Raw genomic sequence first — 22,510 nt, forward strand, 5'->3', positions numbered from 1 at the left:
ACCATGGTGTCCACGGAGAGCGCGGCAGCGAACGAGCTGCTCGCCGTCCGCGCGGCCGAGCTCTACTACGAGGAGAACAAGACGCAGGACGAGATCGGGGCGATCCTCCGCGTCACGCGCTGGAAGGTCGGCCGACTCCTCGCCCAGGCTCGCGAGCGCGGCATCATCCGCATCGAGATCGTGCACCCGCGAGCCCGACGGCTCGCCCTCGAGCGCGAGCTCGGCGCCCGCTACGGACTGAAGGACGCGATCGTCGTCCCGGCCCCGGTCGACGAGGTCGAGCTGCAGGCGCGCGTCGCCGAGGCCGCTGCCGACTACCTCGTGAGCGTCCGCCCCGTGCCGCGCCTGCTCGGCGTCAGCTGGGGTCGCACGCTGCACCAGGTCGCCGAAGCCCTGCCCGTGGGCTGGGCGACGGCCGTCAACGTCGTGCAGATCAACGGAGGCGTCAGCCTGTCCAAGCGCCCGGGCACGGCCGCGAGCACGGCCGTCATGATCGCTCAGAAGGCAGGAGGGCAGGCGACCCTGCTGCCGAGCCCGGCCATCCTCGAGCGCCTCGAGACGAAGAAGGCCATCGAGAGCGACCGCACCGTCGGCGGCGTCGTGCAGATGGCCCGCGGCGCGGCCGCCTACCTCTTCAGCGCCGGCGTCGCCGACACGTCCTCGGTCCACGTGGACAGCGGCTACCTCACGGCGGACGACATCGGCGAGCTGCGCGAGCGCGGCGCCGTCGGCGATGTCATCGGCCGCTACATCACCGCCGACGGCACGATCGCCGACCCCGAGCTCGATGCGCGCACATTGGGCCTCGGGCTGGAGGAGCTGCGGGAGGCGACCACGAGCATCCTCGTCATCGGCGGCGAGGCGAAGCACGCCGTCGCCCGCGCGATCGTCACCCACGGCCTCTGCTCGGTCATCGTGACCGACGAGCACACCGCCCGGGCGCTGCTCGACGACCTCGACGGCCACGATTCCGGGGCCGACCTCCGCGTCGAGCCCGCCGGCCACCACGCCACTCCATCGGAAGGGTCCTCCTCATGACCATCGACCATCCGGTCGCCCTCGCCCCGGCCGACCGCGCCGTGCGGCTCCTCGGCGGCGACCTCACCGAGAAGGCGCTCCGGCTCCACCTCGACGGCCTCGCGGGCGTCGACGCGGTGGGTCTGGAGGCTCGCGCCGCGAACCTCGCGACCCGCTCGATCAAGACGAGCTCGAAGGCCTGGGCCCTCGACACCATCATCCGCACCTGCGACCTCACGACTCTCGAGGGCGCCGACACTCCCGGCAAGGTGCGCTCGCTCGTCGCGAAGGCGGTCATGCCCGACCCGAGCGACCCCTCCTGCCCGCGCGTCGCCGCGGTGTGCGTCTACGGCGACATGGTGCCGTACGCGGTCGAGGCGCTCGGCGCCCACCACGGCGACCCCGACCAGGGGCTCGTGAGCGTCGCCGCCGTCGCCACCGCCTTCCCCTCCGGCCGCGCCAGCCTCGACATCAAGCTCGCCGACACGCGCGAGGCCGTCGCGGCGGGCGCCGACGAGATCGACATGGTCATCGACCGCGGCGCCTTCCTCTCCGGTCGCTTCGGGCTCGTGTTCGACCAGATCGTCGCCGTCAAGGAGGCATGCCGCCGCACCGACGGGTCGTACGCGCACCTCAAGGTCATCCTCGAGACGGGCGAGCTGCAGACGTACGACAACGTGCGCCGGGCATCCTGGCTCGCGATCCTCGCGGGAGCCGACTTCATCAAGACCTCCACGGGCAAGGTGAGCCCCGCGGCCACGCTGCCCGTCACGCTGCTCATGCTCGAGGTGATCCGCGACTGGAACCGCCTCACGGGCGAGCGCATCGGCATGAAGCCCGCCGGGGGCATCCGCTCGTCGAAGGATGCCGTGCGCTACCTCGTCACGGTCGCCGAGACCGTCGGCGAGCAGTGGCTCGTGCCGCACCTGTGGCGATTCGGCGCCTCGAGCCTCGTGAACGACGTGCTGCTGCAGCGCCAGAAGATGACGACCGGCCACTACAGCGGCCCCGACTACGTGACGGTGGACTAGACCATGAGCTTCCTCGAGTACGCCCCGGCTCCCGAGTCGACGGCGATCCTGAACCTCCGCGACTCGTACGGCCTGTTCATCGACGGCGAGTTCGTCGACGGCCACGGCGCGGCGTTCGCGACCATCAGCCCGTCGACCGAGAAGCGCATCGCCGAGGTCGCGTGCGCGGATGCCTCCGACGTCGACCGCGCCGTCGCCGCCGCCCGCCGCGCCTACGACCGCACCTGGTCGCGCATGTCGGGCGGCGACCGCGGCAAGTACCTCTTCCGCATCGCGCGGCTCGTCCAGGAGCGCGCCCGTGAGCTCGCCGTCGCCGAGAGCCTCGACAACGGCAAGCCGATCAAGGAGACCCGCGACGTCGACATCCCGCTCGTCGCCGCGTGGTTCTTCTACTACGCCGGCTGGGCCGACAAGCTCGAGTACGCGGGCCTCGGCTCGGCGCCGCGCGCGCTCGGCGTCGCCGCGCAAGTCATCCCGTGGAACTTCCCGCTGCTCATGCTCGCGTGGAAGATCGCCCCCGCCCTGGCGGCCGGCAACACGGTCGTGCTCAAGCCCGCCGAGACCACTCCGCTCACGGCGCTGCTGTTCGCCGAGATCTGCCAGCAGGCTGACCTGCCCGCGGGCGTCGTCAACATCATCACGGGCGCGGGGGAGACGGGCCGCGCGCTCGTCTCGCATGACGACGTCAACAAGGTCGCTTTCACCGGCTCGACGCCCGTCGGCCGCGAGATCGCCCGCGCGGTCGCCGGCACGGGCAAGAAGCTCACGCTCGAGCTCGGCGGCAAGGGCGCGAACATCGTCTTCGACGACGCCGCGATGGATCAGGCCGTCGAGGGCATCGTCTCGGGCATCTTCTTCAACCAGGGCCACGTCTGCTGCGCCGGCTCGCGCCTGCTCGTCCAGGAGAACATCCACGACGAGCTCGTCGACCGCCTCAAGACGCGCCTGTCGACGCTGCGCCTCGGCGACCCGCTGGACAAGAACACCGACATCGGGGCGATCAACTCGCGCGAGCAGCTCGACCGCATCCGCGCGCTCAGCGAGATCGGCGAGCAGGAGGGCGCCGAGCGCTGGAGCCCCGCGTGCGAGATCCCCTCGAACGGCTTCTGGTTCGCGCCGACGATCTTCACCAACGTCTCGACCTCGCACCGCATCGCGCGCGACGAGATCTTCGGCCCCGTGCTGTCGGTGCTGACCTTCCGCACGCCGGAGGAGGCCGTCGCCAAGGCCAACAACACCCCCTACGGCCTCTCGGCCGGCATCTGGACGGAGAAGGCCTCGCGCATGCTCGCCCTCGCCGACCGCCTGCGCGCGGGCGTCGTCTGGGCCAACACGTTCAACAAGTTCGACCCCGCCTCGCCCTTCGGCGGGTACAAGGAGTCGGGCTACGGCCGCGAGGGCGGCCGCCACGGTCTCGCCGCGTACCTCGAGGCGAGCGGCTGGCAGGCTCCGATCGAGTCGAGCGCAGCATCCCCTCGATCTGGCCGGAAGGCCCGGAAGGCGGTGGCGAAGTGAGCCGGCTCAGCGTGCCCAAGACCTACAAGCTCGCGATCGGCGGCGCGTTCCCGCGCAGCGAGAGCGGCCGCACCTACGTCGTGACCTCGCCCTCGGGTGAGTTCCTCGCGAACGCCTCGCTCGCCTCGCGGAAGGACGCTCGGGATGCCGTCGTCGCCGCCCGCGGAGCGCAGGCCAAGTGGGCGGGCGCCACGGCCTACAACCGCGGCCAGGTGCTGTACCGCATCGCCGAGCTGCTCGAGGGGCGTCGCGCGCAGTTCGTCGACGAGATCGTGCAGTCGGAGGGCGTCACGGCCGCCGTCGCCGGCGCGCAGGTCGACGCGACCATCGACCTCTGGGTCTGGTACGCCGGCTGGGCCGACAAGTACGCGCAGGTCGCCGGCAACGGCAACCCCGTCTCGGGCCCCTACTTCAACCTCTCTGTGCCCGACGCGACGGGCGTCGTCGCGACGATCGCGCCGCAGGACCGCACCGGGGTCTCGCTGCTCGGCCTCGCCGCCGTCGTCGCCCCGATCGTGCTCTCCGGCAACACGGTCGTCGTCGTCGCCAACGAGGCTGCTCCGCTCTCGGCGATCTCGCTCGCGGAGGTGCTCGCGACCTCGGACGTCCCCGGCGGCGTCGTGAACGTGCTCACCGGCTCGCCCGCCGAGCTCGCCCCGTGGCTCGCCTCGCACGCCGACGTCAACGCGCTCGACCTCGCCGGCGCGGGCTCCCTCGCCGACGGCGCGTGGGTCGACCTGCAGATCACCGCGGCCGAGACGCTCAAGCGCGTCCTGCCGCCCGTCGAGGGGGCGCCCGCGCCCTCCCTCGAGCGGATCACCGCCTTCGTCGAGACGAAGACGGTCTGGCACACGAAGGCGATGCTCTAGCGCTCGCCCTCGTGCCCGCGGGCCGGCTCTTGTGGTGGGAGCCGGCCCGCCTCTCGGTGCGCCCGCGCGCGTGCGTCAACAACTCAGGACTACCGCGCCGCTCTGGCGCGCGCAGGCCCGCTGCTGCGGGCAGCGCGACACTCTGCGCGGGCGCTCGTCCTGAGTTGTTGACGCGCGGCGTCAGTCGGTGCGGGCCGGGTCGTTCTCGCGCGGCACGCGCATGAGCACCTCGGCAGGCTCGAGGAACTCGCCCGTCCGCTCGACCTCGTGCACGAGCGCGACCATCGCGGCGTTGACCGGCGCCGGGATGCGCAGGCCGGCCGCGGCATCCGCCACCGCCCCGTTGAGAGCGTCGATCTCGGTGGTCCGACCGCGGCGGATGCTCTGCAGCGTCGAGGCGGGGTTCGGCACGTCCCCCATGCGCTCGGCGAGCGATCGCGGCAGAGCCTCGGCCCGCTCCGAGTCGCCCGCGAGCAGCTCCTCGACCTCGGCCGCGCCCACGGAGCCCACCTGCGCCCACCGCACCCCGAGGGCCCGGCCGACGACCGCCGTCTCGACCATGCCGCGCGCGAGGATGCGCCGGAGTCCGTCGTGGGCGACGACCCGTTGCACGCTGAGCCCGGTGATCGCCGGCAGCGCGTTGACCTGGTTGACGAGCAGCTTCGTCCACTGCGCGCCGCGCACGTCGTCGGTCACCCCGACCTCGGCGGGGAGGGCGGCGCGCAGGAGCGGCAGCGCGACCGCAACCGCCGCGTCGTCGCCCGCGAGCGTGAGCGGGGCCGGGCCCGTCACCGACACGCGGCCGGGAGCGGTGAGGCTCGCGGCGAAGAGCGCGAGGCCGATCGCGACGGGCGAGCGCGGCAGGGCATCCCGCACCGCGTCGGCCCCGCCGAGGCCGTTCTGCACGACGAGCACCGGGTTGCCGTCGCAGCCGGAGACCGCGCGCAGCGCCGCAGCCGAGTCGTGCGCCTTCGTCGCGAGCACGATGAGATCGACGGGCGGCTCGACGCGCTCGACGACGGGCACGCGCGCGAGGTGCGACCCCCAGCCGCCGGACAGCTCCAGGCCGTCGCGCGCGATCGCCGCGCCGTGCTCGCCCCGGGCGGTCACGACGACGTCGTCGCCCGCGCGATCAAGGAGCGCCGCGAGCACGCCGCCGACCGCCCCCGCCCCGACGACCGCGATCCGCACCTGGGCATCCTACGGCCGCGCTAGCGTGGGGCGGTGCCCACCGGACTCCTCCTCGTCGACAAGCCCGCCGGCCTCACGAGCCACGACGTCGTCGCCCGCGCCCGCCGCGCGCTCGGCACCCGCAAGGTCGGCCACGCCGGCACGCTCGACCCGCTCGCGACCGGGCTGCTGACGCTCGGCATCGGATCGGCGACGCGGCTGCTGACCTACCTCGTCGGCCTCGACAAGACGTACGAGACGACGATCGTGCTCGGTCGCGCGACGACGACCGACGACTCCGAGGGCGCGCTCCTCGGCGACCCGGCGGCGGCCTCCGCGCTCGACGCCGTGACCGACGAGCGCCTCGCCGTCGCCGTCGCCGCCCTCACGGGCCCGATCGAGCAGGTGCCGAGCGCGGTGAGCGCGATCAAGGTCGACGGGCGTCGCGCCTACGACCGCGTCCGCGCCGGAGAGCAGGTCGAGCTGAAGGCGCGCGCCGTCACGATCGCGGCCTTCGACGTGCTCGCCGTGCGCCGCCGTCCGGGTTCGGCCGACGAACCCCCGACGATCGAGGTGGATGCGCGCATCGACTGCTCGTCAGGCACCTACATCCGGGCGCTCGCCCGCGATCTCGGCGAGGCTCTCGGCGTCGGCGGCCACCTGCGCGCCCTGCGGCGCACGCGCGTCGGACCGTTCGACATCGCCGACGCCGCGAGCCTCGAGCAGCTCGCCGAGGAGGGGCCCGCCGGTCTCGAGTCGTCGGCCGCAGTCGCCGAGCGGCTCTTCCCGGTGCTCCGCGCGACCGACGAGCAGGCCCGCGACCTCGGCCACGGCAAGAGGCTCGCGCTGCCCGAGCTCGACGACGTCGAGCCGCTCGCCGCGATCGACGCCTCGGGCCGGCTCGTGGCCCTCGTGAGCGTGCGCCGGGGCGTCGGCCGTACGCTGGTGGGGTTCCCGATCGACGCGGAGTGAGCATCCGCCCCGCCGGTCGCGCAGCAGCCCACGGGCGCGGCGCAGCGCACGGTCGCGATGCACCGCTCGCGACCGCCCCCTCAGCCAGGAGTCAGCAGTGATCGAGTGGTTCACGACCGCGCAGGTCGCCATCGCCGTCGTCGTCGGCATCGTGTGCCTCATCGCCGGGGGGGTCGGCCGGGCGCCGAGCGACCTCACCAACGGCCTCACGGCGTTCGTCGCGCTGCTGCTGCTCGCCCAGGTCGTGGTCTCGATCGTCGCGCCGTTCGTCGGCAACGACCCCACGGGCGATCCGGTCGAGTACTGGGTCTACCTGATCTCGGCGCTGCTGCTGCCGCCGCTCGCGATCGTGTGGGGGCTCGTCGACCGCTCGCGCTGGTCGACCGTCGTGCTCGGCGTCGTGGGCCTCGCGGTCGCCGTCATGGTCTACCGCATGGGGCAGATCTGGTTCGTGCAGGTCGCGTAGGCGGCGATCCTCAGGCCGCGGGCGACTCCGGCAGCGCGTCGATGACCGCGAGCACGGCGTCGAGCCCGTCGGCGAGGGTCGGCACGACCAGGAGGGCGCCGGTCCCGCGCAGGGCATCCACGTCGTAGACGCCGGTCGCGACCGCGATGAAGGGGATGCCCGCCGCGACCGCCGCGTCGTCATCGCGCGGGGTGTCGCCGATGATGACGAGCCGCTCGTCGGGCAGGGCCGCGCGCGCGGCGAGCGTGATGTCGCGGCGCTCCCGGGCGCGGTCGCCGAAGAACGAGCGGCTCCAGTCGAAGAGCTCGGGGTCGAGGCCCGCGCCGGCGAGCTTCACGCGCGAGCGGGTCGCCGAGTTGCCCGTGAGGAGCGCGTTGACCCACCCCCGGTCGGCGGCGGCCGCGGCGAGCGCGTCGGGGATGCCCGGGGCGACCTCCCGCCGATCGCCGGCCTTCGCGCGCTCGACCGAGAGCGCGTCGAGCGCCGCGACCGCGTCATCGTGCCGAGCGGAGTCGAGGCCGAACGCCTCGAGGATCTCGAACAGGATCTGCCCGTCGGTCTTGCCGTGGGCGCGCGCGAGCGGTGGAGGCAGCTCCCGGCCCGCGATGACCTCGACCGCCTGGTGGTAGAGCTCGCCGCCGCCCGAGGCCGCGTTGAACAGGAGCGTCCCGTCGACGTCCCAGAGGATCGTGGTGGGCGCGGGGACGGCAGGGGTGTCGGTCACCCGTCCAGCCTGGCAGAGGCCGCGCGGGCGCCGCGCGCGAGGTGCGTTCGCACGGCGACGAGCAGGTCGCGGGAGTCGGCGGCGATCCCGTGCAGGATCGAGGAGTCGAGGCGTGACTGCCAGGGCAGGCCGATCCAGAAGAGGCCCGGGGCGGGCGAGACCCCCGCCGTGTGGCGCGGGGCGCCCTGCTCGGTGAGGGCGCCGTCGACCTGGACGAAGGGGTAGTGGGTGCGGAACCCCGTCGCCCAGAGCACCGCGTCGACCTCGAGCCGGGTTCCGTCGGCGAGCACGAGCGCCGTGGGCTCGGCATCCACGACGCGGCTCGTCCGCAGCGCGAGCCGGCCGGCGCGCACCGCCCGCTTCGCCTCCGTGCCCAGGATCCCGTCGCCGCGGGAGTGGATGTAGCGGCTGATGCGGCTCTCGGCGGGCGAGTCGAGGATCCCCAGCAGGCTCAGCGGCCAGTAGACCGAGATCCCGAGGATGCGCTCGGGGATGAACCAGGGCGGCGCGGGCGCGACCATCGTGACCTCGCGGGTCGCGGCGAGCTCGACGGCGAGCTGCGCGGCGGAGTTCCCGCCGCCCACGACGGCCGTGCGGCCGAGCGGCAGGTCCTCGGGTGCGCGGTACGCGCTCGAGTGCCGCTGCGCGACCGTCGCGGCGAGCTTCGCGCCCACGCGCGGCACGCGCGGGTACTGGAACGGGCCGGTCGCGATGACGACGGAGCGCGCCCGCACCGTGCCGCGCGCGGTCTCGACCACGAACTCCTCGCCCTCGCGCCGCACGGCGGACGCACGGGCGCGCGGCACGACGGGGAGCTCGTGCTCGGCGGCGTACTGCGCGAGGTAGTCGGCGATCTCGTCCTTGCTGGGGTAGTACGCGGTCGAGGAGGGGAGCGCGCTCCCGGGCAGCGCGGCGAAGCGACGCGGCGTGAAGAGCACGAGGCTGCGCCACCGCTCCCGCCACACGTCGCCGACGCGGTCGCGCTCGTCGACGATGACGAACGGGATGCCCGCCTCGCGCAGGCGGTACCCCATGCCGAGCCCTGCCTGACCGCCGCCGACGACGACGACGTCGACCGAGTCGGGGAGCGCGGGCGGGGTCGGCGTCTCCGTCATGCGCCCATCATCGCCGCTGCGCGTGCTCCGCGGCTGAGAGCGGCGCGCCGGCTCGGTGGGAGGATGGAGCGTGCCCAGCGACCTGCCCCTCGCCGACCCCGCTCCCGTCGACGGGGCGCTCCCGGCGAGCGTGCGCGAGGGCGCGGCCGACCGCGACTTCGGCGTCTACCTGCACGTGCCCTTCTGCCGAGTCCGCTGCGGCTACTGCGACTTCAACACCTACACCGCGAGCGAGATCCGCGGCGTGAAGCAGAGCGACTTCGCCGACCAGGCGATCGCCGAGCTCGAGCTCGCCGCGCGCGTCCTCGACGACGCGGGCCTGCCGCCGCGGCCCGCCAGCACCGTGTTCTTCGGCGGGGGAACGCCGACCCTCCTGCCGGCCGCCGACCTCGCCCGCATGCTCGCGGCTGTCGACCGCCTCTTCACCCTCGCGCCCGGGGCCGAGATCACGACCGAGGCGAACCCGGACTCGATCGACGCCGCCGGGCTCGAGACCCTCGCCGCCGCCGGTTTCACGCGCGTCAGCATCGGCATGCAGTCGGCCGTGCCGCACGTGCTGGCGACGCTCGAGCGCACCCACGACCCCGCGAACGTCGCCCGTCGCGTCGCCGAGGCGCGAGCCGCGGGGCTCGCCGTCAGCCTCGACCTCATCTACGGAACCCCCGGCGAGACCGAGGCCGACTGGCACGCGACCCTCGACGTCGCCCTCGCGAACGCTCCCGACCACATCAGCGCCTACGCGCTCATCGTCGAGGAGGGCACGAAGCTCGCCCGTCAGATCGCCCGCGGCGAGGTGCCGCCCGTCGATGACGACCTCCACGCCGCGATGTACGAGGCGGCGGATGCTCGGCTCAGCCAGGCGGGCTACTCCTGGTACGAGGTCAGCAACTGGGCGCTCTCGGCCCATGACGGCGGGGCATCCCGTCGCTCGCGCCACAACCGCGCGTACTGGACTGGCCAGGACTGGTGGGGCATCGGCCCGGGTGCGCACAGCCACATCGGCGGCGTCCGCTTCTGGAACGTCAAGCACCCCGCCGCCTACGCGCAGCGCCTCGCGGCGGGGGAGTCGCCGGCGGCCGGGCGCGAGACGCTCGACGAGGAGACCCGACGCGTCGAGCGCGTGCTGCTCGAGACCCGCCTCGCCGACGGGCTGCCGACGAGCGCTCTCGCGGCGACGGGCCGCCGCGAGGTCGCCGGCCTCATCGCCGACGGCCTCGTCGAGCCCGGGCCCGCGCTGCGCGGCACGGTCGTGCTGACGCTGCGCGGCCGGCTGCTCGCCGACGCGGTCGTGCGCCGCCTGCTCGACTAGCGGCCCGGCACCGCCGATGCGCGGGCGCCGGGATCCCGCGTCAGCGGACGAACGGGATGCTGAGCGGGTAGGTGTAGAAGTCGCCTCGGCCCGCCGCGAGGGCGGCGACGATCGCGAGGACGAACCACAGGATGCCGACCGCGGCAAGGATCAGGATGCCCACGAGCACGATGGTCAGGATCCCTCCGACGATGCTCGCGAGGGTCATGGTGACGTGGAAGTTGAACGCCGTCGCGCTGTGATGGCGGATGAAGGGGCCTCGATCGCGCAGCACGAGGTAGACGATGAGCGGTCCGATGAGAGGGACGAACAGGCCGCCGATGTGCGTCAGGATCGCCCAGGTCTTCTCGTCCTCGGGGCGCAGGGGGTTCGGTGTCGCGGCGTAGGGGCTCGCGGGCGGCTGCTGGGTCATGCTCGACATTATGGTCGGTGCCCGCCGGCCCCGCGATGCCCCGCGACGTCGCGACGCCCGGACACGCGGAGGGGGCCCGGCCTCCGGCCGGACCCCCTGAGCGATCGACGCGCGACTACTTGATGAAGCGCACCGAGACCGGGTAGCGGTAGTGATTCCCATCCTTGGCCTGGACGAAGCCGAGGATCGAGAAGATCACCGCGGCGATCCAGATGAGAGGGGCGAGGAAGCCGAGCAGGCCCCCGAGCCCGAAGGTCACCGCCGCCAGGATCGCGGAGATGATCTGGAGCGCGATGTAGGCGATGCCGACGGTGATCTGGAAGTTCAGGGCCTCCTTGGCCTCCACTCGCGTGAAGCTTCCGCGGTCCTTGAAGACGAGGTAGATGATGAGCGAGGGCAGGATCCAGAAGATGCCGCCGAGGTGGGCGAAGGATGCCCACTGGCGGTCCTCTGCCTCGCTGAGCGGCGCCGCGGAGGCCGCGGCCGGGGGAGGGGTGGAGTCGGTCATGAGCGTGCTGCCTTCCGATGCGTGCGATCGAGTGGAGTGGAACTCAGGCACAAAATAGCGCTCGGTCGCCGCGCGGGCAATCATCTCCGCCCGGTGCGCCGGGGTAGAATTGGCAGTCAGCTAAGGCGAGTGCCAGCACTCGCCATCCCGAGGGAAAGGAGAGCGCCATGATCTCGGAGCGCGCCCTCCACGTTCTGCGGGCGATCGTGCAGGACTACGTCGCCTCTCGCGAGCCCGTCGGCTCGAAGGCGATCGTCGAGCGGCACCAGTTCGGCGTGAGCGCCGCGACGATCCGCAACGACATGGCGCAGCTGGAGGAGGAGGAGCTCATCGCGGCCCCGCACACCTCCTCGGGCCGCGTGCCAACGGACAAGGGCTATCGGCTCTTCGTCGACGAGCTGCAGGACCTCCGACCTCTGAGCGCCGCCCAGCGGCAGGCGATCGCAGCCTTCCTCGACCAGTCCGTCGATCTCGACGACGTCTTCGCCCGCACGGTGCGGCTGCTCGCGAGCCTGACCAACCAGGTCGCGCTCGTGCAGTACCCGACCCTCGGCCACGCTCGCGTGCGGCACGTCGAGCTCGTGCCGCTGTCGGCCACGCGCGTCATGACCGTCTTCATCACCGACGGCGGTCGCGTCGACCAGCGCATCATCGAGCTCCCGGCCGAGACCGACGAGGTCTTCCTCGGCGAGCTCCGCGCGAAGATCAACGCCGCGATCGCGGGTCGGTCGCTCAGCGACGTGACCGACCTCGCGCCGAAGCTCGACGAGCAGTTCGCGCCCGATCGCCGTGCGGCCGTCTCCGTCGTCACCGAGGCCCTCCTCGGTCACGTGGATGCGCACCGCAGCGACCGGCTCGTCATGGCGGGGGCGGCGAACCTCGTGCGCACCGAGTCCGACTTCGCCGGCAGCGTCTACCCGGTGCTCGAGGCGATCGAGGAGCAGGTGACGCTTCTGAAGCTCTTCCGCGAGATGGAGCTCGACCAGCACGGCGTCTCGGCGCGCATCGGCCGCGAGAACGACGAGGTGCTGCGCGAGACGGCCGTCGTCACGAGCGCGTACAGGGTCGGCGCAGACCTCTCGGCCAAACTCGGGGTGCTCGGCCCCACCCGCATGGACTACTCGAACAACATGGCAGCCGTCCGCGCCGTCGCGCGCTACGTGTCCCGGCTGCTCGGTGAGGAATAAGTGGCAGACCATTACGAGGTTCTCGGCATCGCCCGTGACGCGAGCGCCGACGACATCAAGAAGGCGTACCGGAGGCTCGCGCGCGAGCTGCACCCCGACGTCAACCCGAGCGGCGAGGCGGCCGAGCGCTTCAAGCTCGTGACCCACGCCTACGACGTGCTGAGCGACCCGAACCAGCGTCAGCAGTACGACCTCGGCGGCGCGGGCGGCTTCGGCGGCGGCGGCGGGGGCTTCAACGGCTTCGGCGACATCTTCGAGACCTTCTTCGGCGGCGGTCAGCAGCAGCGCGGCCCGCGCAGCCGCCGCGAGCGCGGACAGGACGCCCTCCTGCGCGTCGAGGTCGAGCTGGAGGAGATCGTCTTCGGCACCACCCGCCAGCTCGAGGTCGACACGGCCGTGCTGTGCGAGACGTGCGAGGGCTCCTGCTGCTCGCCCGGGACGAGCCCGCAGACCTGCGACATCTGCCGCGGCTCCGGGCAGATCCAGCGCACCGTGCGCAGCCTGCTCGGCAACGTCATGACCTCCAGCCCCTGCGGCTCGTGCCGCGGCTTCGGCACGGTGATCCCGAGCCCCTGCCCGACGTGCGCGGGCCAGGGCCGCGTGCGCGCGCGCCGCACCATCCCCGTCGACATCCCCGCGGGCGTCGACACGGGTCTGCGCATCCAGCTCCCCGGCCAGGGCGAGGTCGGCCCCGCCGGCGGCCCCAACGGCGACCTCTACCTCGAGATCAAGGTCAAGACGCACGAGACGTTCAGCCGCTCCGGCGACGACCTGCTCGCGACCCTCGAGCTGCAGATGACCGACGCCATCCTCGGCACGACCGCCACGCTTCGCTCGCTCGACGGCGACGTCCGCGTCGAGATCAAGCCCGGCACGCAGAGCGCCGAGGTCCTCACGATCAAGGAGCGCGGCATCACGCGCCTGCGCGGCGCCGGCCGCGGCGACCTCAAGATCGGCATCCAGGTCGTCACCCCGGTGCGCCTGAACAGCAAGGAGACCAAGCTCATCCAGGAGTTCGCGGGCTCCCGTCGCCCCGTGCCGCCCGAGTTCTCGACCTTCCAGCAGGGCATCTTCTCCAAGCTCCGCGACCGGTTCCTGAACCTCTAGGCCCGCGCGTGGCGCACTTCTACCTCGACGACTCGCTCGCGGCGCAGCTCGCGGGGGCGGATGCCCCGCTCGGCGCGATCGTGCGCCTGACGGGCCCCGACGCCCGCCACGCGGTCACCGTCTCGCGCGTGCGTCCTGGCGAGCATCTTCGCCTCGGCGACGGAGCCGGGCTCATCGTCGAGGGCGAGGTCGTCGAGTCGAGCGCGCAGGAGGTCGTCCTGCACGTCGAGCACGTCGAGCGCGCGCCCGAGCCCAGCCCGCGCATCGTGCTCGTGCAGGCCCTCGCCAAGGGCGACCGCGACGAGCTCGCCATCCAGGCCGCGACCGAGCTCGGCGTCGACGCGATCGTGCCGTGGCAGGCCGCGCGCAGCGTCTCGCGGTGGGATGCGGCGAAGGCGGAGAAGGGCCGCGCGCGCTGGGCGACGATCGTGCGCGAGGCGAGCAAGCAGGCCATCCGGCCACGGGTGCCGGAGGTCGCGCCGCTCGCGACGACGGCCGCGATCGCGCGCCTCGCAGCCTCGGCGACGGTGCTCGTCCTGGATCCGCTCGCCGAGCATCCGCTCACCGCCCTCGATGCGGGCGCGCTCGGCGACCGCGACGTCGTGCTCGTCGTCGGACCGGAGGGCGGCGTCGCGCCGGAGGAGCTCGCGGCGCTCGTCGCCGCCGGAGCCCGCGGGATGCGGCTGGGGCGGACCGTGCTGCGCACCTCCACCGCCGGGCCCGCGGCGATCGCCGTGCTCTCGGCCGCTCTCGGCCGCTGGTGAGCCGCGCGCGCGTCGAGGCACGCCCAGAGCGAACCCCGGCGCGAACCGGCGCGCAACCCCGTTCCGGGTGCCGAGCGGCGCTCTAGAATGGAGCCCATGACCTCGACCGACCAGGCCGCCGAGCCCACGATCTTCGAGCGCATCATCGCGCGCGAGATCCCGGCCGACATCGTGCTCGAGACCGAGCGGCTCATCGCGATCCGCGACATCGCGCCGCAGGCGCCCGTGCACCTGCTCGTGATCCCGAAGACCGCGCAGCACCGCACGGTCGCCGAGCTCGCCGCCGCCGACCCCGCCCTCCTCGCGGAGATCGTCGCGACCGCGCAGTCGCTCGCCGACGAGCACGCCGACGGCGACTTCCGCCTCGTCTTCAACTCGGGCGCCGGGGCCGGGCAGACCGTCTTCCACGTGCACGCCCACGTCCTCGCGGGCTCGCTCGCCGAGGGGTCACTTGCCCACTGACGATTCCGCCCCGGCGAGCCCCGGGCACGTCGCGATCGAGGTCGACGGGGTCGCCATGGTGCGTCTGCTCGGCCCGCAGGACCGCCTCCTGCGCACTCTCGAGCAGCAGTACCGCGGCGTCGACGTCCACGTCCGCGGCAACCAGATCACCCTCGACGGAGACCCCGCCGAGGTACAAGCGGCCAGCGCGCTGGTCGGGGAGCTCATCACCATGATCGGTAACGGACACGACCTCGGCGAGGTCGAGGTGGCCAGCTCGGCCAGGATCCTCGAGCAGGGCGCCGGCAGCCCCGCCGACGTGCTCAGCCAGGCCATCCTCACGAGCCGGGGCAAGAGCATCCGCCCCAAGACTCTCGGGCAGAAGTCGTACGTCGACGCGATCGACGTCAACACGATCGTCTTCGGCATCGGCCCCGCCGGCACGGGCAAGACCTACCTCGCGATGGCGAAGGCGGTGCAGGCACTGCAGCGCAAGGAGGTCGACCGCATCATCCTCACGCGCCCGGCCGTCGAGGCGGGCGAGCGCCTGGGCTTCCTGCCCGGCACGCTCACCGACAAGATCGACCCCTACCTGCGGCCCCTCTACGACGCGCTCAACGAGATGATGGATCCGGAGCTCGTGCCCAAGCTCCTCGCGACGGGCGTCGTCGAGGTCGCGCCGCTCGCCTACATGCGCGGCCGCACGCTCAACAACTCGTTCATCGTGCTCGACGAGGCGCAGAACACCACGCCCGAGCAGATGAAGATGTTCCTCACGCGCCTGGGCTTCGGCTCGAAGATGGTCGTCACGGGCGACATCACCCAGGTCGACCTGCCGACGGGCGCGAGCGGCCTCCAGCTCGTCACGCGCGTGCTCGCCGACATCGACGACATCCACTTCGCCCGCCTCACGAGCGACGACGTCGTGCGCCACACGCTCGTCGGCCGCATCGTCGACGCGTACACGACCTACGACGCCGAGCGCATGGCGCAGAAGCACGAGCGCGAGAGCCTGCGCGACGGCGAGCGCGGTGCTGATCGCGGAGCCGAGCGCGGTGCCGAGGGCGAGAACCGGGCCGCGCGCCGATCGGGGCTGCAGCGCGATCGCAGCACGGGCATCCGTCGCAGCCCCCGACGCGGGAGCTGGTAGTCATGGCCGTCGAGATCAACAACGAGTCCGGCGTCGAGGTCGACGACGAGGCGCTGCAGCGGCTCGCGCTGCACGCCTTCGACTTCCTCAACGTGCACCGCGACGCCGAGCTCGCGATCGTGCTCGTCGACGAGGGCGCGATGGAGCAGCTGCACCTGCAGTGGATGGACGAGCCCGGCCCGACCGACGTGCTGAGCTTCCCGATGGACGAGCTCCGCCCGGGCTCCGACGAGGAGCCCACCCCGCCCGGGCTGCTCGGCGACATCGTGCTGTGCCCGCAGGTGGCGATCGGCCAGGCCGAGGCGGCCGGCCACTCGACGCTCGACGAGCTGCTGCTGCTGACCACGCACGGCCTGCTGCACCTGCTCGGCTTCGACCACGCCGAGCCGGAGGACGAGAAGGAGATGTTCGGGGTTCAGCGCGACGTCCTCGTCGGCTTCGCGCTCGCCGAGCGCAAGCGCTCCACATGATCACCGTCGTCTTCTTCGTCGTCGCGGGCATCCTCGTCGCCTTCGGCGGCCTCCTCGCGGCGATCGACGCGGCGCTCGGGGTCGTGAGTCGCACCGACCTCATCGACCTCGCCTCGCGCAAGAAGAGCCCGCGCACGCTCCTCGCGGTCTCCGCCGACGTCGGCGCGCACGTCAACGCCGTCAACTTCCTCCGCATCGTCGCCGAGACGATCGCCGCCGTGCTCATCACGCTCGCGTTCTCGGCGGTCCTCGACGAGTGGTGGCTCGTGCTCACGGTGAGCGCGCTCATCATGATCGGCGTCTCGTTCGTGCTCGTCGGCTCGAGCCCGCGCAGCGTCGGTCGCGCCCACCCGCGCGAGCTGCTGCGCCTCACCGGCGGGCTCATCCGCGGCGTGCGCCTCATGCTCGGCCCGCTCGCCGACCTGCTCGTCTTCCTCGGCAACCGCGTCACGCCCGGCCGTCCCCGCAGCGCGACCTTCTCGAGCGAGGAGCAGCTGCTCAGCATGGTCGACGAGGCCACCGACCTCGACGTGCTCGAGGTGGAGGACCGCGAGCTCATCCACTCGATCTTCGAGTTCAACGACACGATCGTGCGCGAGGTCATGGTGCCGCGCACCGACATGGTGACGCTCGACCGCGAGCTCACCGTCACCGACGCCATGAGCCTCTTCCTCGCCCGAGGCGTCTCGCGCATCCCCGTCGTCGGCGACGACTCCGACGACGTGCTCGGCGTCGTGTACCTGCGCGACGCCGCCCGCATGGCGTACGAGACGCCCGAGGCGTGCACGACGACGACCGTCGAGGAGCTCGCGAAGCCCGCCCTGTTCCTGCCGGAGTCGAAGAAGGCCGACGACGCGCTGCGCCAGCTGCAGGTCGAGTCGAACCACCTCGCGCTCGTCGTCGACGAGTACGGCGGCATCGCCGGCCTCGTGACGATGGAGGACCTCATCGAGGAGCTCGTCGGCGAGATCAGCGACGAGTACGACCGCGAGATCTCGACCTCCGATCAGCTCGACGACGACCGCTTCCGCGTGAGCGCCCGCATGCCCGTCGACGAGCTCGGAGACCTCTTCGGGATCGAGCTCGACGACGACGACGTCGACTCCGTCGGCGGCCTCCTCACCAAGCATCTCGGCCGGCTCCCCGTCGCCGGCTCGACCGTCACGGTCGACGGCGTCGTCCTCACCGCCGAGCGCACCGAGGGCCGCCGCAAGCGCGTCGTGACCGTCCTCGTCGAGGCCGACGAGGCCCTGAAGGATGCCCGTCGCGCCTTCTCCGCGGCGTCCCCGGCGTCGCCGTCCTCCGCTCCCGATCCCGACCACAGCTGAGCGAGGCCCGACCATGAGCGACCGCCCCCGCAAGCCCCGCTCCGGCGGCGGCGATCCCGAGGAGACGCCCGAGCACCGCGCGGGCTTCGTGACCTTCGTCGGCCGCCCCAACGTCGGCAAGTCGACCCTCACGAACGCCCTCGTCGGCGAGAAGGTCGCGATCACGAGCTCGAAGCCGCAGACCACGCGGCGGGCGATCCGGGGGATCGTGCACCGGGCATCCGGCCAGCTGATCGTCGTCGACACGCCCGGCATGCACCGCCCGCGCACGCTGCTCGGCGAGCGCCTCAACGCCGTCGTGCAGGACACCCTCGGCGACGTCGACGTCATCGGCTTCTGCGTGCCCGCGAACGAGCCGATCGGGCCCGGCGACCGGTACATCAACGAGCAGCTCGAGAGCTTCCCGCGCACGCGGAAGGTCGCGATCGTCACGAAGACCGACGCGGCCGGGCCGACGAAGGTCGCCGAGCAGCTGCTCGCCGTGTCGGAGCTGCGGGAATGGGACCTCATCATCCCGCTGTCGGCTCTCACGGGCGACCAGGTCGACCTCCTCGCCGACCAGCTCATCGCGCTCATGCCGGTCTCGCCGCCGCTCTACGGCGAGGAGGCCGTGACCGACGAGAGCGAGGACGACCGCGTCGCCGAGCTCATCCGCGAGGCCGCGCTCGAGGGCGTGAGCGACGAGCTGCCGCACTCGCTCGCCGTCACGATCGATGAGATGGCCGAGCGCGCGCCCGGGGGAGTCATCGACATCTACGCCAACGTCTGGGTCGAGCGCGACAGCCAGAAGGGCATCATCATCGGGCACCGCGGTGCTCGCCTCACCGAGGTCGGAACGCGCGCGCGGCTCGAGATCGAGAAGCTGCTCGGCCGGCGCGTGTTCCTCAAGCTGCACGTCAAGGTCGCCAAGGAGTGGCAGCGCGACCCGAAGCAGCTCGGGCGGCTCGGGTTCTGACACCCGTCGCGGTCGGCGGGGGATGCTCGGCGCACGCCGAGCGGGGCTCGAGCATCCCGCCTCTGCTCGTTCGCGCGCCCGTGCAGCCCGGGTGTACCCTGGAGACGTGTTCGGCCAGCTCCTTCTTCGCTGCCGCGACGAGGCTTAGACCCTTAGCCTCCCTCGTCGCGGAGTTCGTCGTCGGCTGAAACCCTTCGAACCAGACAGCAGGAGCACCTCATGCAGAACCGTCAGCAGCCCTCGGGCATGCCGATCCACAAGTACGAGCCGTACCAGTCGGCTCTCCCCGTCTCGCTGCCCGATCGCACGTGGCCGAACGCGACGATCACGCAGGCTCCGCGCTGGTGCGCCGTCGACCTGCGGGACGGCAACCAGGCGCTCATCGACCCGATGAGCCCCGAGCGCAAGCGCATCATGTTCGACCTTCTGGTCTCGATGGGCTTCAAGGAGATCGAGGTCGGGTTCCCGTCGGCCTCGCAGACCGACTTCGACTTCGTGCGCCACCTCATCGAGGACGACCTGATCCCCGACGACGTGACGATCCAGGTGCTGACGCAGTCGCGCGAGCACCTCATCGCCCGCACCTACGAGTCGATCAAGGGCGCCAAGCGCGCGATCGTTCACTTCTACAACTCGACCTCGGCGCTGCAGCGCGAGGTCGTCTTCCGCACCGACGTCGAGGGCGTGAAGGAGATCGCGCTGCAGGGCGCCCGCTGGTGCCAGCAGTACGAGTCGACCGTGCCCGGCACCGAGGTCTTCTACGAGTACAGCCCCGAGAGCTACACGGGCACCGAGCTCGAGACCGCGCTCGAGATCTGCAACGCCGTCATCGAGCAGCTGCAGCCGACGCCCGAGCGCCAGCTCATCATCAACCTGCCTGCCACGGTCGAGATGGCGACGCCGAACATCTACGCCGACTCCATCGAGTGGATGCACCGGCGCCTCGCGCGGCGCGACTCGATCATCCTGAGCCTGCACCCGCACAACGACCGCGGCACGGCCGTCGCCGCCGCCGAGCTCGGGTACATGGCCGGAGCCGACCGCATCGAGGGCTGCCTGTTCGGCAATGGCGAGCGCACCGGCAACGTGGACCTCGTCGCCCTCGGCATCAACCTGTTCACGCAGGGCATCGATCCGCAGCTCGACTTCAGCGACCTCGACGAGATCAAGCGCACCGCCGAGTACTGCAACCAGCTGAAGGTGCACGAGCGCAGCCCCTGGGCCGGCGACCTCGTCTACACGGCCTTCAGCGGGTCGCACCAGGACGCCATCAAGAAGGGCTTCGAGGCGATGGATGCCCGTGCCGCGGAGTCGGGCGTGAGCGTCGACGACCTCGTCTGGGGTGTTCCCTACCTGCCCGTCGACCCGAAGGATCTCGGCCGCACCTACGAGGCCGTCATCCGCGTCAACTCGCAGTCGGGCAAGGGCGGAGTCGCGTACCTGCTCAAGGCCGACCACAAGCTCGACCTGCCCCGCAGGCTGCAGATCGAGTTCAGCGGGGTCGTGCAGGCGAAGACCGACGCCGAGGGCGGCGAGGTCACGTCGGAGCAGATCTGGGAGATCTTCCAGGACGAGTACCTGCCGGCCGCCTCGGCCGACGAGAAGTGGGGCCGCTTCGAGCTGCTCTCGACCCGCACGGCGTCGGACATGACGGGCGAGGTGCGACTCGACGCGACGCTGCGCGACGGCGAGTCGATCGACGGCGTCTCGGCGACGGGCAACGGGCCGATCGCGGCGTTCCTGTCGATCATGGAGTCGGAGGGCATCACCATCCGCCTCTTCGACTACGTCGAGCACGCGCTCTCGGCCGGCGGCGATGCTCTCGCCGCTGCGTACGTCGAGCTCGAGGTGAACGGGCGCACGCTCTGGGGCGTGGGCATCGACGCCGACATCTCGACGGCATCCCTCAAGGCGGTCGTCTCGGCGGTCAACCGGGCGATCCGGCTCGAGTCGCCCGACCGCGAGCTCGTCTCGGCCTGAGCCGCGCCCCGCCCGGCGCGCGCCGGCTATGGCCGCCGCGCGTGTCGACAACTCAGGACAAGCGCACGTCGCAGTCACGCGGGCTCGTCAACAACTCAGGACTAGCGACGGCTACGAGCCCACTCCGCGGCGCAACTCCGGGCCTATGCGGGTCACGCAGTACGCGCGAGCAGCGTTCGTCCTGAGTTGTTGACGCGACGCGGGTCAGCGCGCGGCCCGCGCGGCCCACTCCGCGAACGGGATGCCCGGCCCGGGCAGCCCGGTCGTGTGCAGCCCGGCGCGGTAGGCCGCCGCGAGCCGCCCCGGCGCGCGCCACTCGACGACCCGGCGCCGCGCATCCGTCTCGGACGCACCCCGCGCGACGAGCCACTGCTCGGCGAGCTCGCGCATCGGCAGAACGGCGGGCCCGCCGAGGTCATCCACCCGGCCGCCGGCGGGCGGCCCGCCCACGAGCGACACCAGGCGTGCGGCCACCGCCCCCGTGTCGATCGGCTGGAACGGCACGTCGAGCGTGAGCACCCGCGGCAGCCGCCGCTGCGCCGCGAACGCCCCCGCCACGAAGTCGTGGAACTGCGTCGCCCGCAGCACCGTGAACGGCACCCCCGACCCCGCGACCAGCCGCTCGCACGCGAGCTTCGACCGGTAGTACCCGAGCGGCACGGCGTCGACGCCGACGATCGACAGGTACACGAGGTGCTCCACTCCCGCGGCGCGCGCGGCTGCGACGAGCCGCGACGTCGCTCGAGCATCCGACCGCCTGTTGGTGGCCAGGTGCACGACGGTCGTGACGCCGTCGAGCGCGGCGGAGAGCCCGGCACCGGTCCGCAGGTCGGCGACGCGGTGGTCGGGCCCGGGTCGTCTGCTGAGGATGCTCGGCGCGAGCCCCGCGGCGCGCGCGGCCTCGGCGGTGGGGCGCCCGACGGTGCCCGTGCCTCCCGTGATGAGCAGGGTCATGGTGTCCTCTCCGAGAGTGCCGGGCGCATCCCTCTCAGAGTCGACCGGGCGGGCCGTCGTTCTGTGACAGGGCAGAAGCCGTGAGCCGCGCGAGCTTGGCGGGCGCCCGCACGATGTGCACGCCGCGCACCCCGTCGGCGCCGAAGTCGAGAGACCACAGCGCGACCGGCTTCGGCCGGGCCTCGTCGGTGACGGCGAGGAAGGCGGTATCGCCGTTCGCGATGACCGGGATGCTCCGCACGCCTCGCCCGAACTTCTCGAGCACCCCGAGCACAAAGCGCGCGACCTGCTCGGCGCCGCGCACGGGCCGGCGGGCCGCGCTCACCACGCCGCCCCCATCGCTGATCGCGACGGCGTCGGGCACGAGCACCGCTTCGAGCGCGGCGAGGTCGCCGCCCTGCGCCGCCGCGACGAACGCGGCGAGCAGCCGGTCGCGCTCGGCGGGGGAGGCCTGCTCCCGCCGGTGCCCGTCGAGGGCGCGCCGCCCTCGCGAGACGAGCTGGCGCGCGGCGGCCTCGCTCGTGCCGAGCACCTCGGCGAGGCTCGCGTAGTCGTAGGCGAAGGCCTCGCGCAGCACCACGGCGGCGCGCTCGGGGCCGCTGAGGCGCTCGAGCAGCAGGAGGGTCGCGAGGTCGAGCGCCTCGGCGCGCTCGGCCCCGAGGGTCGGGTCGTCGAGCGTCGAGACGGGCTCGGGCAGCCACGGCCCGACGTACAGCTCGCGTCGCACGCGGGCGGAGTCGAGCGCGGTGAGCGCGAGCCGCGTGACGATCGTGGTCAGGTACGCGTCGGCGTTGTCGATGTCATTGGTCGCGGCCGTGGATGCCCAGCGCGGCCATGCGTCCTGCACGACGTCCTCTGCCTCTGCCCACGAGCCGAGCAGGCGGTAGGCGAGGCCCGTGAGCCGGGGCCGGGCGGCCTCGAACCGAGCGGCCGCCTCGTTCGCGTGCATCGTCACGCGGTCACCCGCGTCGCTGGCTCGCCCCGGGAATGGGGGAGCGCCGCCGTACGCGAGGCGTCGAGCCGACGACGGGGATCGTCGACGTCGTGGGTCGCAGGTGGATCACGC

At 72.5% G+C, this 22,510-nt stretch carries 23 protein-coding genes; 16 read left to right on the top strand and 7 right to left on the bottom strand.

Going from position 1 to position 22,510, the window contains the following annotated elements; all coding sequences use genetic code 11:
- The first annotated feature begins 3 nt into the window (after positions 1-3).
- The 4 genes from ASG83_RS10010 to ASG83_RS10025 are packed head-to-tail and all read left to right on the top strand — an operon-like array spanning position 4 to position 4,432.
- Positions 4-1,038 (top strand): sugar-binding transcriptional regulator, encoded by a 1,035-nt coding sequence (locus ASG83_RS10010; protein WP_082515042.1) that lies wholly within the window; start codon positions 4-6, stop codon positions 1,036-1,038.
- Positions 1,035-2,048, top strand: coding sequence for a deoxyribose-phosphate aldolase (gene deoC / locus ASG83_RS10015; protein ID WP_055860729.1), 1,014 nt, complete (start codon positions 1,035-1,037; stop codon positions 2,046-2,048). The genes ASG83_RS10010 and deoC overlap by 4 nt, the downstream gene beginning before the upstream one ends.
- A gap of 3 nt (positions 2,049-2,051) precedes the next feature.
- Positions 2,052-3,563 (top strand): aldehyde dehydrogenase family protein, encoded by a 1,512-nt coding sequence (locus ASG83_RS10020; protein ID WP_055860732.1) that lies wholly within the window; start codon positions 2,052-2,054, stop codon positions 3,561-3,563.
- Positions 3,560-4,432 (top strand): aldehyde dehydrogenase family protein, encoded by an 873-nt coding sequence (locus ASG83_RS10025; protein WP_055860734.1) that lies wholly within the window; start codon positions 3,560-3,562, stop codon positions 4,430-4,432. The genes ASG83_RS10020 and ASG83_RS10025 overlap by 4 nt, the downstream gene beginning before the upstream one ends.
- Before the next feature lie 180 nt (positions 4,433-4,612).
- On the opposite strand, the gene ASG83_RS10030 is transcribed toward ASG83_RS10025, so the two are convergent.
- Positions 4,613-5,623 (bottom strand): ketopantoate reductase family protein, encoded by a 1,011-nt coding sequence (locus ASG83_RS10030; protein ID WP_055860738.1) that lies wholly within the window; start codon positions 5,621-5,623, stop codon positions 4,613-4,615.
- Between the two features lie 33 nt (positions 5,624-5,656).
- Here ASG83_RS10030 and truB point away from each other — a divergent pair, with 33 nt between their 5' ends.
- Positions 5,657-6,574, top strand: coding sequence for a tRNA pseudouridine(55) synthase TruB (gene truB, locus ASG83_RS10035; RefSeq protein ID WP_055860741.1), 918 nt, complete (start codon positions 5,657-5,659; stop codon positions 6,572-6,574).
- 97 nt (positions 6,575-6,671) lie between these two features.
- Complete coding sequence (locus ASG83_RS10040) at positions 6,672-7,040, top strand: hypothetical protein (RefSeq protein ID WP_055860744.1); 369 nt, start codon at positions 6,672-6,674, stop codon at positions 7,038-7,040.
- Between the two features lie 10 nt (positions 7,041-7,050).
- On the opposite strand, the gene ASG83_RS10045 is transcribed toward ASG83_RS10040, so the two are convergent.
- Positions 7,051-7,764 (bottom strand): HAD family hydrolase, encoded by a 714-nt coding sequence (locus tag ASG83_RS10045; RefSeq protein ID WP_055860747.1) that lies wholly within the window; start codon positions 7,762-7,764, stop codon positions 7,051-7,053.
- Positions 7,761-8,879 carry an NAD(P)/FAD-dependent oxidoreductase gene (locus ASG83_RS10050; protein WP_055860750.1) on the bottom strand — a complete coding sequence of 373 codons (1,119 nt, stop codon included), beginning with the start codon at positions 8,877-8,879 and terminating at the stop codon, positions 7,761-7,763. The genes ASG83_RS10045 and ASG83_RS10050 overlap by 4 nt, the downstream gene beginning before the upstream one ends.
- A gap of 70 nt (positions 8,880-8,949) precedes the next feature.
- On the opposite strand from ASG83_RS10050, the gene hemW reads away from it, so the two are divergent.
- Positions 8,950-10,188, top strand: a complete 1,239-nt coding sequence (hemW, locus tag ASG83_RS10055) for a radical SAM family heme chaperone HemW (RefSeq protein WP_055860753.1) — start codon at positions 8,950-8,952, stop codon at positions 10,186-10,188.
- 40 nt (positions 10,189-10,228) lie between these two features.
- Here hemW and ASG83_RS10060 read toward each other — a convergent pair whose 3' ends face one another.
- The gene (locus tag ASG83_RS10060) at positions 10,229-10,600 is read right to left on the bottom strand and encodes a DUF4870 domain-containing protein (RefSeq protein WP_235451451.1); all 372 of its coding nucleotides are present in this window, start codon (positions 10,598-10,600) and stop codon (positions 10,229-10,231) included.
- 115 nt (positions 10,601-10,715) lie between these two features.
- Positions 10,716-11,108, bottom strand: a complete 393-nt coding sequence (locus ASG83_RS10065; RefSeq protein WP_055860760.1) for a DUF4870 domain-containing protein — start codon at positions 11,106-11,108, stop codon at positions 10,716-10,718.
- Positions 11,109-11,275: 167 nt separating this feature from the next.
- Between ASG83_RS10065 and hrcA the strand changes: the two genes are divergently transcribed.
- The 9 genes from hrcA to leuA all read left to right on the top strand — a co-directional run bounded on the left by hrcA (position 11,276) and on the right by leuA (position 20,490).
- Positions 11,276-12,295 carry a heat-inducible transcriptional repressor HrcA gene (hrcA, locus tag ASG83_RS10070; RefSeq protein WP_055860763.1) on the top strand — a complete coding sequence of 340 codons (1,020 nt, stop codon included), beginning with the start codon at positions 11,276-11,278 and terminating at the stop codon, positions 12,293-12,295.
- Complete coding sequence (gene dnaJ / locus ASG83_RS10075) at positions 12,296-13,402, top strand: molecular chaperone DnaJ (RefSeq protein WP_055860766.1); 1,107 nt, start codon at positions 12,296-12,298, stop codon at positions 13,400-13,402.
- Between the two features lie 8 nt (positions 13,403-13,410).
- Positions 13,411-14,166, top strand: coding sequence for a 16S rRNA (uracil(1498)-N(3))-methyltransferase (locus tag ASG83_RS10080; protein ID WP_055860769.1), 756 nt, complete (start codon positions 13,411-13,413; stop codon positions 14,164-14,166).
- A 96-nt stretch (positions 14,167-14,262) separates the two neighbouring features.
- A complete protein-coding gene (locus ASG83_RS10085; protein WP_055860772.1) occupies positions 14,263-14,628 on the top strand; it encodes an HIT domain-containing protein in 366 nt (121 codons plus the stop codon).
- Positions 14,629-14,683: 55 nt separating this feature from the next.
- Positions 14,684-15,757 (top strand): PhoH family protein, encoded by a 1,074-nt coding sequence (locus ASG83_RS10090; protein ID WP_082515114.1) that lies wholly within the window; start codon positions 14,684-14,686, stop codon positions 15,755-15,757.
- Between the two features lie 2 nt (positions 15,758-15,759).
- Positions 15,760-16,227 (top strand): rRNA maturation RNase YbeY, encoded by a 468-nt coding sequence (ybeY, locus tag ASG83_RS10095; protein ID WP_055860778.1) that lies wholly within the window; start codon positions 15,760-15,762, stop codon positions 16,225-16,227.
- Positions 16,224-17,555, top strand: a complete 1,332-nt coding sequence (locus tag ASG83_RS10100; protein WP_055860781.1) for a hemolysin family protein — start codon at positions 16,224-16,226, stop codon at positions 17,553-17,555. Before ybeY ends, ASG83_RS10100 begins: the two co-directional genes overlap by 4 nt.
- Before the next feature lie 13 nt (positions 17,556-17,568).
- The gene (gene era / locus ASG83_RS10105) at positions 17,569-18,510 is read left to right on the top strand and encodes a GTPase Era (RefSeq protein WP_055860784.1); all 942 of its coding nucleotides are present in this window, start codon (positions 17,569-17,571) and stop codon (positions 18,508-18,510) included.
- Between the two features lie 219 nt (positions 18,511-18,729).
- Positions 18,730-20,490 carry a 2-isopropylmalate synthase gene (leuA, locus tag ASG83_RS10110; RefSeq protein ID WP_055860787.1) on the top strand — a complete coding sequence of 587 codons (1,761 nt, stop codon included), beginning with the start codon at positions 18,730-18,732 and terminating at the stop codon, positions 20,488-20,490.
- Positions 20,491-20,694: 204 nt separating this feature from the next.
- On the opposite strand, the gene ASG83_RS10115 is transcribed toward leuA, so the two are convergent.
- Positions 20,695-21,444: an SDR family oxidoreductase gene (locus ASG83_RS10115; protein ID WP_082599204.1), complete on the bottom strand. Its 750-nt coding sequence runs from the start codon at positions 21,442-21,444 to the stop codon at positions 20,695-20,697.
- A 34-nt stretch (positions 21,445-21,478) separates the two neighbouring features.
- Positions 21,479-22,393 carry an RNA polymerase sigma factor SigJ gene (gene sigJ, locus ASG83_RS10120; RefSeq protein WP_055862048.1) on the bottom strand — a complete coding sequence of 305 codons (915 nt, stop codon included), beginning with the start codon at positions 22,391-22,393 and terminating at the stop codon, positions 21,479-21,481.
- Positions 22,394-22,510: the final 117 nt, after the last annotated feature.

The organism is Yonghaparkia sp. Soil809 (genome assembly GCF_001429705.1).
GTDB lineage: Bacteria > Actinomycetota > Actinomycetes > Actinomycetales > Microbacteriaceae > Microcella.